This is a genomic window from Streptomyces sp. NBC_01013 (genome assembly GCF_045162765.1).
GTDB lineage: Bacteria > Actinomycetota > Actinomycetes > Streptomycetales > Streptomycetaceae > Streptomyces.
The window spans coordinates 2,101,254-2,112,500 of record NZ_CP108687.1 but is presented as its reverse complement, the minus strand read 5'-3'; the positions used below and the strand labels follow the sequence as shown (position 1 = coordinate 2,112,500).

2 protein-coding genes, 1 tRNA gene and 2 rRNA genes (1 of these 5 cut by a window edge) are annotated in these 11,247 nt (G+C 66.0%); 4 read left to right on the top strand and 1 reads right to left on the bottom strand.

Annotated features, from left to right (window positions below; all coding sequences use genetic code 11):
- The 3 genes from OG538_RS08985 to OG538_RS08975 all read left to right on the top strand — a co-directional run.
- Window positions 1-1,951, top strand: a 23S ribosomal RNA gene (locus OG538_RS08985) (it extends 1,174 nt beyond the left edge of the window).
- Window positions 1,952-2,030: 79 nt separating this feature from the next.
- Window positions 2,031-2,147: ribosomal RNA gene (gene rrf / locus OG538_RS08980) — 5S ribosomal RNA — on the top strand.
- 216 nt (window positions 2,148-2,363) lie between these two features.
- Window positions 2,364-2,436 (top strand) — tRNA-Thr (locus OG538_RS08975).
- Between the two features lie 88 nt (window positions 2,437-2,524).
- Here OG538_RS08975 and OG538_RS08970 read toward each other — a convergent pair.
- Window positions 2,525-5,143: a SpoIIE family protein phosphatase gene (locus OG538_RS08970; RefSeq protein WP_406091873.1), complete on the bottom strand. Its 2,619-nt coding sequence runs from the start codon at window positions 5,141-5,143 to the stop codon at window positions 2,525-2,527.
- A gap of 412 nt (window positions 5,144-5,555) precedes the next feature.
- Here OG538_RS08970 and OG538_RS08965 point away from each other — a divergent pair, with 412 nt between their 5' ends.
- The gene (locus tag OG538_RS08965; protein WP_406091871.1) at window positions 5,556-11,039 is read left to right on the top strand and encodes a HAMP domain-containing protein; all 5,484 of its coding nucleotides are present in this window, start codon (window positions 5,556-5,558) and stop codon (window positions 11,037-11,039) included.
- The last annotated feature ends 208 nt before the right edge of the window (window positions 11,040-11,247 follow it).

Sequence of the window (11,247 nt, the reverse complement as noted above, 5' to 3'; positions counted from 1 at the left end):
GCAGCCACCCTTGAAAGAGTGCGTAATAGCTCACTGGTCAAGTGATTCCGCGCCGACAATGTAGCGGGGCTCAAGCGTACCGCCGAAGTCGTGTCATTCACACATATAGGGCCAACGCCTGTGTGGATGGGTAGGGGAGCGTCGTGTGCCGGGTGAAGCAGCCGCGGAAGCGAGTTGTGGACGGTTCACGAGTGAGAATGCAGGCATGAGTAGCGATACACACGTGAGAAACGTGTGCGCCGATTGACTAAGGGTTCCTGGGTCAAGCTGATCTGCCCAGGGTAAGTCGGGACCTAAGGCGAGGCCGACAGGCGTAGTCGATGGACAACCGGTTGATATTCCGGTACCCGCTTTGAAACGCCCAATACTGAATCAGGCGATGCTAAGTCCGTGAAGCCGGCCCGATCTCTTCGGAGTTGAGGGTAGTGGTGGAGCCGACGAACCAGACTTGTACTAGGTAAGCGATGGGGTGACGCAGGAAGGTAGTCCAGCCCGGGCGGTGGTAGTCCCGGGGTAAGGGTGTAGGCCGTGTGGTAGGTAAATCCGTCACACATTAAGGCTGAGACCTGATGCCGAGCCGATTGTGGTGAAGTGGATGATCCTATGCTGTCGAGAAAAGCCTCTAGCGAGTTTCATGGCGGCCCGTACCCTAAACCGACTCAGGTGGTCAGGTAGAGAATACCGAGGCGTTCGGGTGAACTATGGTTAAGGAACTCGGCAAAATGCCCCCGTAACTTCGGGAGAAGGGGGGCCATCACTGGTGAGGGAACTTGCTTCCTGAGCTGGGGGTGGCCGCAGAGACCAGCGAGAAGCGACTGTTTACTAAAAACACAGGTCCGTGCGAAGCCGTAAGGCGATGTATACGGACTGACGCCTGCCCGGTGCTGGAACGTTAAGGGGACCGGTTAGCTGACTTTCGGGTCGGCGAAGCTGAGAACTTAAGCGCCAGTAAACGGCGGTGGTAACTATAACCATCCTAAGGTAGCGAAATTCCTTGTCGGGTAAGTTCCGACCTGCACGAATGGCGTAACGACTTCTCGACTGTCTCAACCATAGGCCCGGTGAAATTGCACTACGAGTAAAGATGCTCGTTTCGCGCAGCAGGACGGAAAGACCCCGGGACCTTTACTATAGTTTGATATTGGTGTTCGGTTCGGCTTGTGTAGGATAGGTGGGAGACTTTGAAGCGGCCACGCCAGTGGTTGTGGAGTCGTCGTTGAAATACCACTCTGGTCGTGCTGGATGTCTAACCTGGGTCCGTGATCCGGATCAGGGACAGTGTCTGATGGGTAGTTTAACTGGGGCGGTTGCCTCCTAAAGAGTAACGGAGGCGCCCAAAGGTTCCCTCAGCCTGGTTGGCAATCAGGTGTTGAGTGTAAGTGCACAAGGGAGCTTGACTGTGAGACCGACGGGTCGAGCAGGGACGAAAGTCGGGACTAGTGATCCGGCAGTGGCTTGTGGAAGCGCTGTCGCTCAACGGATAAAAGGTACCCCGGGGATAACAGGCTGATCTTCCCCAAGAGTCCATATCGACGGGATGGTTTGGCACCTCGATGTCGGCTCGTCGCATCCTGGGGCTGGAGTCGGTCCCAAGGGTTGGGCTGTTCGCCCATTAAAGCGGTACGCGAGCTGGGTTTAGAACGTCGTGAGACAGTTCGGTCCCTATCCGCTGTGCGCGTAGGAATATTGAGAAGGGCTGTCCCTAGTACGAGAGGACCGGGACGGACGAACCTCTGGTGTGCCAGTTGTCCTGCCAAGGGCATGGCTGGTTGGCTACGTTCGGAAAGGATAACCGCTGAAAGCATCTAAGCGGGAAGCCTGCTTCGAGATGAGTATTCCCACCCTCTTGAAGGGTTAAGGCTCCCAGTAGACGACTGGGTTGATAGGCCAGATGTGGAAGCCCGGTAACGGGTGGAGCTGACTGGTACTAATAGGCCGAGGGCTTGTCCTCAGTTGCTCGCGTCCACTGTGTTAGTTCTGAAATAACGAACGGCCGTGTTTTGTTCCGGTGTTGGTTAATTTCATAGTGTTTCGGTGGTCATTGCGTTAGGGAAACGCCCGGTTACATTCCGAACCCGGAAGCTAAGCCTTTCAGCGCCGATGGTACTGCAGGGGGGACCCTGTGGGAGAGTAGGACGCCGCCGAACAATCATTGTAGAAAGCCCCGTGCCCTTGTGGCACGGGGCTTTTCTGCGTTCCGGACCCGTTTGCCGGCGTACAGGGCGGAAGAGCGCGAACCTTGCCTCGGGGGGAGGAGCGGGGCCGGAAGGCCGCAGGTGGACCGGGTGGTGACGGTGCGACAGGCGGTTTTGCACACCCCTCAGTTCGGGGTATGCTTTAGCTCGTTGCCGCAGGGCAGCAAGGCCCCAATAGCTCAGTCGGTAGAGCGTCTCCATGGTAAGGAGAAGGTCTGCGGTTCGATTCCGCATTGGGGCTCAGACAGACGAAGGGCCCCCGCCAAGTGGCGGGGGCCCTTTCGTGTATCCAGGACGTTCCTTCCGGACGGTTTCGGAGTCGGCGGGGGTTATCCAGCGATCTGCGGCTCGGGGACACGCATCGCGAGGATGGCCATGTCGTCCGAGGCCGGCTCTGCGGCGAAGCGCTCGACCGCGCGCAGGATGCGAGCTGCGACCGCACCCGCGGTCAGGCCCGTGCAGTTGGCCAGTACGTCCGCCAGGCCGTCGTCGCCGAGCATGCGGGTGCCCTCACGGCGTTCGGTGACACCGTCGGTCACACACAGCAGGACGTCGCCCGGGTTCAGGGTCACCGTCTGCTCGTACAGCTCCAGGTCTTCGATGACGCCGAGCAGCGGCTGGGGCTCCGCCGCCGCCTCGACCGAGCCGTCCTGGCGCAGGCGCAACGGCAACGGGTGGCCGGCGCAGACGACCTTCAGAAGGGCGCTGCCGTCCTCCTGAGGCCACAGCTCGCCGTACAGCAGGGTCAGGAAGCGGCTGCGGGCGCCCTCGTCGAGGATGGCGGCGTTCAGCCGCTCCAGGACGGCGGGGCCGCCGAAGCCCTCGCGGGCGAGCAGCCGCAGTGCGTGCCGTGCCAGGCCGGTGACGGCCGCGGCCTCCGGGCCCGTACCGCAGACATCGCCGATGGCGAAACCGTAGGCGCCGTCGCGGATCGGGAAGACGTCGTAGAAATCGCCGCCCACCTCGTTGCCCTCACCGGCTGCCCGGTAGATGACCTCGATCTCGACATTGGGGACGTCGGGCAGGCCCGGGGGCAGCAAGCTGCGCTGGAGGGACTGACTGATCGCCGTGCGCTCCGAATAGAGACGGGCGTTGTCGAGAGCCAGGGCGGCTCGGCGGGAGAGGTCCTCGGCCAGTTCCAGGATCTCCTGGCGGAAGTGGTCGTCGGACGGTTTGCCGAGCGTGAGCATGCCGATAACCCGGTTACGGGCGACGAGCGGGAGGACCACGGTCTCCCCGCCCACCGCGGCCGCGGTGGCCAGCGTCGAGCGGATGCCCGCGCCGAGGCCGCCTGGGTCGCCGAGGCCGATGCTGCGCATCGATGTGCGCAGCGCCGCCTCATGTGCGGCCTCCGACGGTGCGGACCAGACACGTGCGCCGGGAGTCGGCACCGGGTCCGGCGGCGAGATCCTGGAGAGCAGGGCCTTGAGGCCGTCGATGAGCTCCTCGTCCTCGTGCAGCACGTACGAGAGGTACGGGTCCGAGGCCTGGTCGGCGATCGTGTAGACGGCACACCACGTGGCCAGGGTGGGGACGGTCATCTGTGCCATCAGGGCGAGTGTCTGGTCCCGGTCGAGCGTGCCGGCCAGCAGGTCGGACGCCTCGACGAGGAACGAGAGCGAGCCGCGGCGCAGCCGTTCCAGCTCTCCCAGGCGGGCGGACTCGACGGCCAGCGCAATGCGGTCGGCGGCGAACTGGAGGCGCAGGGCCTCCTCGTTCGAGTAACGGCCTGCGGCTTCGGCCGCGACGCCCAGGGAGCCCGTCAGCCGGCCCTCGACCTTCAGCGGGACCGTGACCACCGAGCGCATGCCGGTATCGCCGAGCAGGGGAACGGCACCGGGTACCGCGTCGAGGTCCTCGTGGACGGCGGGCATGCGGGCGGAACCGTATCGTCCGGTGCCGGCTTCGACCGGGACGCGGGCGAAGCGCTGCCGGGCCGAGGGCAGGCCGGTCGTGGCCCGCACCTCCAGTTCGGTCTCGTCGTCCGTCGCCAGAAGCAGGAAGGCCGCGTCGGCGTCCAACATGTCGCGGGCTCGCTCGACCGTGCGCTGGAGCAGCCCGTCGAGGTCGTCGGGGGCGGGGGAGCCGATGAAGACCTCGAAGGGATCCGTCGTGCGGCTTTCGGTGCTCGCGTCGGAGACCGGAGTGCGTACCGGCGACTGGAGCACGGCACGCTCGTAGTCGCGCACGAGCAGGCACACCGTCGAGGGTGCGCCCTCCGTGTCCCGGACTCGCAGGTGGGAGCCGTAGACGGGGATCGTGCGGCCGTCGGCGGCGCGGAGGCCGTAGCTGCCCTCCCAGCGCGAGAGGCGCAGCGCGTCGGCGATGCCTGTGTTGGTGCCGGGGGTCTGCGGCCAGGCGGTGAAGTCGGTGAACTGTTTGCCGGTGACCTGCTCCCCGGTGTGCCCGAACAGGTACGAGGCGTCGTCGTTCCATGCTGCGATGGCGCCTGAGCCGTCGATCTGGACGACGGCGACCCTGACCCGTTCGTCGGTGACGGGAAGCAGGCCGACGGGGAGCAGCGGACCCGCGGAACGGAGGCCCACCGGGCGGTCGGGGAGATCGAGCTGGAACCAGACGTGCTTGTGCGTGGGGGAGTACTCCACTCCCCAGCGGGAGGCGAGCGCCGCGCACAGCAGGAGGCCGCGGCCGCCCTCCCGGTCGGGGCTGCCGAAGTCCAGCCCGGTGGACTGGAGCGGGATCTCCCGCTCCGGGTAGTGGTCGGAGACCTCGACCCGGACACCCTCCTCGGTACGCAGGCACAGCACGTCCGCCGCCGTGCCCGCATGGACCACCGCGTTCGTGACGAGCTCGCTGGTGAGGACGACGGCGTCGTCGACGACGTCCGTGTAACCCCACCCCTGGAGCGTGTCCCGGACGAACGCGCGGGCCGTCGCGACGGAGCGCCCGACCGGTTCGAAGGTGGCAGCCGCGCGCGCCGTGATCACAGCACTCCCCATTGGTGTCTCGTCGCTTTCCCGAGTCCTGTGCCCGATTCTCGCCGCTTCGATTCGCCTTGCCAGGCTAGACGCTTCGTGCAGGTGCCGGATACACGAGGGCCGGGTTCGGGCAAGGACGAGCAGGAACAGGTCGGTGACCGGACAAGTGTGGGCTTCCTCCGGGAGGGATGTGGAACAACCATGTGAGGTTTCACCCCGACCGGTTCCGGCCTGGTACGTTTCAACGATTTGACGTCCGCATGGTCACCGTCGACGGTGGGCGGTGGCGGTGAGCAACAGAGGATCTGGGCAAGCTCTCGGACAAGGCCCGGGCGATTCGGTCAACCCCTGCGGGAGGGACACGGTGGAGTCTGACGTGGCGGCGCGGGGAACAGGTACGCGCAGTAAAGGCGGACAGTCCGTGAAGAAGCAGCGCAATGGAACCGTAGAAGTCGACGCCGCGGCACTCAACAGACTGCTGTCCGGTCTGGTGGCCATGCGTGACGGGAACTTCCGCAGGCGTGTGACCGTGTCGGGCGACGGTGTCATGGCGGAGCTCGCGGCGGTCTTCAACGAGGTCGCGGACCGCAACGTGCATCTCACGGGTGAGCTCGCGCGCGTGCGACGCGTGGTCGGCCGCGAGGGCAAGCTCACCGAGCGGCTGGAGACGGGGGCCTGTGAGGGCTCCTGGGCCGCCGCGATCGACGCGTCCAACGAACTGGTCGACGATCTCGCGCGTCCGGTCTCGGAGGTCGGACGGGTGTTGTCGGCGGTGGCCGACGGCGATCTCGAACAGCGGATGGAGCTGCGCTCGCACACGGCGGACGAGACGGTCCGGCCGCTGCGCGGCGAGTTCCTGAAGGTCGCCCGGACGGTCAACAACCTCGTCGACCAGTTGTCGGCGTTCACCGAGCAGGTGACGCGGGTCGCGGTGGAGGTGGGCACCGAGGGCAAGCTGGGCGGTCAGGCCCAGGTGCGTGGGATGTCCGGGTCCTGGAAGGACCTCACGGACTCCGTGAACACCATGGCGTACCGGCTGACCGCGCAGGTGCGCGACATCGCCCTGGTGACGACGGCGGTCGCCAAGGGCGATCTGTCGCGGAAGGTCACGGTCCACGTCGCAGGCGAGATGGCTCAGCTGAAGAACACCGTCAACACGATGGTCGACCAGCTGTCCTCGTTCTCCTCCGAGGTGACCCGTGTCGCCCGTGAAGTGGGCACCGAGGGCGAACTGGGCGGGCAGGCGACGGTGCCGGGGGTGGCCGGGGTCTGGAAGGACCTGACCGACTCCGTCAACACGATGGCAGGGAACCTCACCTCCCAGGTGCGCGGTATCGCGGAGGTGACGACGGCGGTCGCCAACGGTGACCTGTCGCAGAAGGTCCGGGTGAGCGCGCGCGGAGAGGTCGCCCAGCTCGCCGAGACGATCAACCAGATGACCGAGACGCTGCGCACCTTCGCGGACGAGGTCACGCGGGTGGCCAGCGAGGTCGGTGGCGAGGGCCTGCTCGGGGGCCAGGCGCAGGTTCCGGGCGCGGCGGGGACCTGGAAGGACCTCACCGACTCGGTGAACACCGTCTTCCGCAATCTGACGACCCAGGTGCGTGACATCGCCCAGGTGACCACGGCGGTGGCCAGTGGCGACATGTCGCAGAAGGTCACCGTAGATGTGGCCGGCGAGATGCTGGAGCTGAAGAACACCGTCAACACGATGGTCGACCAGCTCCAGTCCTTCGGGTCGGAAGTGACCCGGGTGGCCAGGGAGGTCGGCGTCGAGGGCCGGCTGGGTGGCCAGGCCGCGGTGCCGGGCGCCGCCGGTACGTGGAAGGACCTCACGGACTCCGTGAACACGGCGTTCCGGAACCTGACGGGCCAGGTGCGTGACATCGCCCAGGTGACCACGGCGGTCGCCAACGGCGATCTGTCGCAGAAGGTCACCGTCGACGTGGCCGGCGAGATGCTGGAGCTGAAGAACACCGTCAACACGATGGTGGCGCAGCTGTCCTCCTTCGCCGACCAGGTGACGCGCATGGCGCGTGACGTGGGCACCGAGGGCCGTCTCGGCGGTCAGGCGCGGGTCGACGGCGTTTCCGGTACGTGGAAGGAGCTCACCGACTCCGTCAACTTCATGGCGGGGAACCTGACCTCCCAGGTCCGCCAGATCGCGCAGGTGACCACGGCGGTGGCGCGGGGTGACCTGTCGCAGAAGATCGACGTGGACGCGCGTGGCGAGATCCTGGAGCTGAAGAACACCATCAACACGATGGTCGACCAGCTCTCCGCCTTCGCCGAGCAGGTGACCCGGGTCGCCCGCGAGGTGGGCACGGACGGGCGCCTGGGCGGTCAGGCACAGGTGCCCGGTGTGGCCGGGGTGTGGCGCGATCTGACCGATTCGGTGAACGGCATGGCCGGGAACCTCACCGCTCAGGTCCGTAACATCGCCCAGGTCGCCACGGCGGTGGCGCGGGGTGACCTGTCGCAGAAGATCGACGTGGACGCGCGTGGCGAGATCCTGGAGCTGAAGAACACCCTCAACACGATGGTCGACCAGCTGTCGAACTTCGCCGAGCAGGTGACCCGGGTCGCCCGCGAGGTGGGTACGGAGGGCATCCTCGGCGGTCAGGCCGAGGTGCAGGGCGTGTCCGGTACGTGGAAGGACCTCACCCAGTCCGTCAACGGCATGGCGAACAACCTGACCCTTCAGGTCCGCAACATCGCCGAGGTCACCACCGCGGTCGCCAACGGCGATCTCTCCAAGAAGATCACCGTCGACGCCAAGGGCGAGATCCTCGAACTGGTGACGACCGTCAACACCATGGTCGACCAGCTGATGAACTTCGGCGACGAGGTGACGCGGGTGGCCCGCGAGGTGGGCACCGAGGGCATCCTCGGAGGCCAGGCCCGGGTGCGTGGTGCCACGGGCATCTGGAAGGACCTCAGCGAGAACGTCAATCTGATGGCCAACAACCTGACCAGTCAGGTGCGGAACATCTCCCGGGTCTCCTCCGCGGTCGCCAACGGCGACCTGACGAAGAAGGTCACCGTCGAGGCGCGCGGCGAGGTCGCCGAGCTGGCCGACACCGTCAACACGATGGTGACGACCCTGTCGTCGTTCGCCGACGAGGTGACCCGAGTCGCCCGTGAGGTGGGCACGGAGGGCGAGCTGGGCGGCCAGGCGCGCGTCCCCGGCGTCTCCGGTACGTGGAAGGACCTCACCGAGTCCGTGAACTCGATGGCGTCCAACCTGACCGGTCAGGTGCGCCAGATCGCCACCGTCACCACCGCCATCGCCAAGGGCGATCTCACCAAGAAGATCGACATCGATGCCCGGGGCGAGATCCTGGAGCTGAAGAACACCATCAACACGATGGTCGACCAGCTCTCGTCGTTCGCCGACCAGGTGACCCGGGTGGCCCGCGAGGTGGGCACGGAGGGGCAACTGGGCGGCCAGGCGCGGGTCCGGGACGTGGACGGCACCTGGCGCGACCTCACCGAGTCGGTGAACGAGATGGCCGGGAACCTGACCCGACAGGTGCGTGCCATCGCAGCCGTCGCGACCGCGGTGACCCGCGGCGATCTCAATCTCAAGATCGATGTGGACGCCGCGGGGGAGATCCAGGCCCTGCAGGACAACATCAACACGATGATCGCGAACCTGCGCGACACCACCGCCACCAACAAGGAGCAGGACTGGCTCAAGGGCAATCTCGCCCGGATCTCCGGTCTGATGCAGGGGCGGCGCGATCTGGACGACGTGGCCTCACTGATCATGAGCGAGCTGACTCCGGTCGTCTCCGCGCAGCACGGTGCCTTCTTCCTCGCCATGGCGACGGGGGACACCGACGCGCTGGGCGCGGAGGGCGACAGGGAGGGGGCGTACGAGCTCCGTATGCGGGGCAGCTACGGCTACTCCGCGGGTTCGATGCCGACGTCGTTCCGCCCCGGCGAGACGCTCATCGGCACGGCGGCCGAGGAGAAGCGGACGATCCAGGTGGACAACGTGCCGCCGGGGTACCTGAAGATCTCCTCGGGGCTGGGCGAGGCGCCGCCGGCGCATGTGATCGTGCTGCCGGTGCTCTTCGAGGGGAAGGTCCTCGGAGTGATCGAACTGGCTTCGTTCCAGCCGTTCACCCACATCCAGCGGGACTTCCTGAACCAGCTCGCCGAGATGATCGCCACCAGCGTCAACACGATCAGCGTCAACACCACGACCGAGAAGCTGCTGGAGCAGTCGCAGGAGCTCACCGAGCAATTGCGTGACCGGTCGCAGGAGTTGGAGAACCGGCAGAAGGCCCTCCAGGCGTCCAATGCCGAACTGGAGGAGAAGGCCGAGCTGCTGGCCCAGCAGAACCGCGACATCGAGGTCAAGAACACCGAGATCGAGGAGGCGCGCCAGGTCCTGGAGGAACGTGCCGAACAGCTCGCCGTCTCCATGCGCTACAAGTCGGAGTTCCTGGCGAACATGTCCCACGAGTTGCGGACGCCGCTCAACTCGCTGCTCATTCTGGCCAAACTTCTGGCGGACAACGCCGAGGGCAATCTGTCCCCGAAGCAGGTGGAATTCGCCGAGACGATCCATGGAGCCGGTTCCGATCTGCTTCAGCTGATCAACGACATCCTCGACCTTTCGAAGGTCGAGGCGGGCAAGATGGACGTCAGCCCGACCCGGATCGCGCTGGTGCAGCTGGTCGATTACGTGGAGGCGACGTTCCGGCCGCTCACCGCGGAAAAGGGGCTGGATTTCTCCGTCCGGGTGTCGCCGGAACTCCCGGCCACGCTGCACACAGACGAACAGCGGCTGCTCCAGGTGCTGCGCAACCTGCTGTCCAACGCCGTGAAGTTCACCGACAGCGGCGCCGTCGAGCTGGTGATCCGGCACGCCGGGGCCGAGGTGCCGAACGCCATCCGTGAGCAGTTGCTGGAAGCCGGTTCGCTGCGGGATGCCGACGCCGATCTGATCGCCTTCTCGGTGACCGACACGGGTATCGGGATCGCGTCCAGCAAGATGCTGGTGATCTTCGAAGCGTTCAAGCAGGCGGACGGGACGACCAGCCGCAAGTACGGCGGTACCGGCCTCGGGCTCTCCATCAGCCGGGAGATCGCGCGGCTGCTGGGTGGCGAGATCCATGCGGCGAGCGAGCCCGGACGGGGCTCGACGTTCACGCTGTACCTGCCGCTGCACCCGAGCGAACTCCCGCCCCAGGGTTACCCGCAGATCGGACCCGGGCCCATCGAGATGCACGGTGCGGCGGTCGAGAGCGGCCGGCTCCCCGAAGCAGGCCAGGGGACGGGGCAGGTCTCCGGGCCGGGCTTCCAGACCTTCGGGGAAGCCTCGGGCTCGGGGAGCTCGTACGACCAGGGCGGCGCGGCGGGGCTGTTGCGGCGTCGGCGCAAGGCTCTGGGCGGTGCGCAGCAGCAGCCCGCGCTGCCGCCCAGGGCTGCCTCCCAGGCGGACGGGACGACGGCCCAGCAGGAGTCGTGGACGCTCGGTGGCCAGGAGGAGCCGGAGGTCCGCAGGACGTTCCGGTTCGGCGGCGAGAAGGTGCTGATCGTCGACGACGACATCCGTAACGTCTTCGCACTCACCAGCGTGCTGGAGCAGCATGGTCTGTCGGTGCTGTACGCGGAGAACGGGCGCGAGGGGATCGAAGTCCTGGAGCAGCACGACGATGTGACGGTCGTGCTGATGGACATCATGATGCCGGAGATGGACGGCTACGCGACGACCTCGGCGATCCGCAGGATGCCGCAGTTCGCCGGTCTGCCGATCATCGCGCTGACCGCGAAGGCGATGAAGGGCGACCGCGAGAAGGCGATCGAGTCCGGCGCATCGGACTACGTCACCAAGCCGGTCGATTCTGATCATCTGCTGTCGGTTATGGAGCAGTGGATGCGCGGAGAGTGATCGCCAATTGAGCGAAACAATCGAGATTTGTTGACTCGCCGCGTGGGAGAGAGTGTGGGAGTGCGGATTCCGGGGAACCTTCTGGTCTCGCGCCGCGTTTTCCCTGTGTGCACAGTGACATCGCGGTGACAGGGTGTGGTGACGGGCGGGGTGCAGCTACCATGACCGGCACAAGGACGGACGGCGTAAGGGAGCCGTCCCCTGGGGC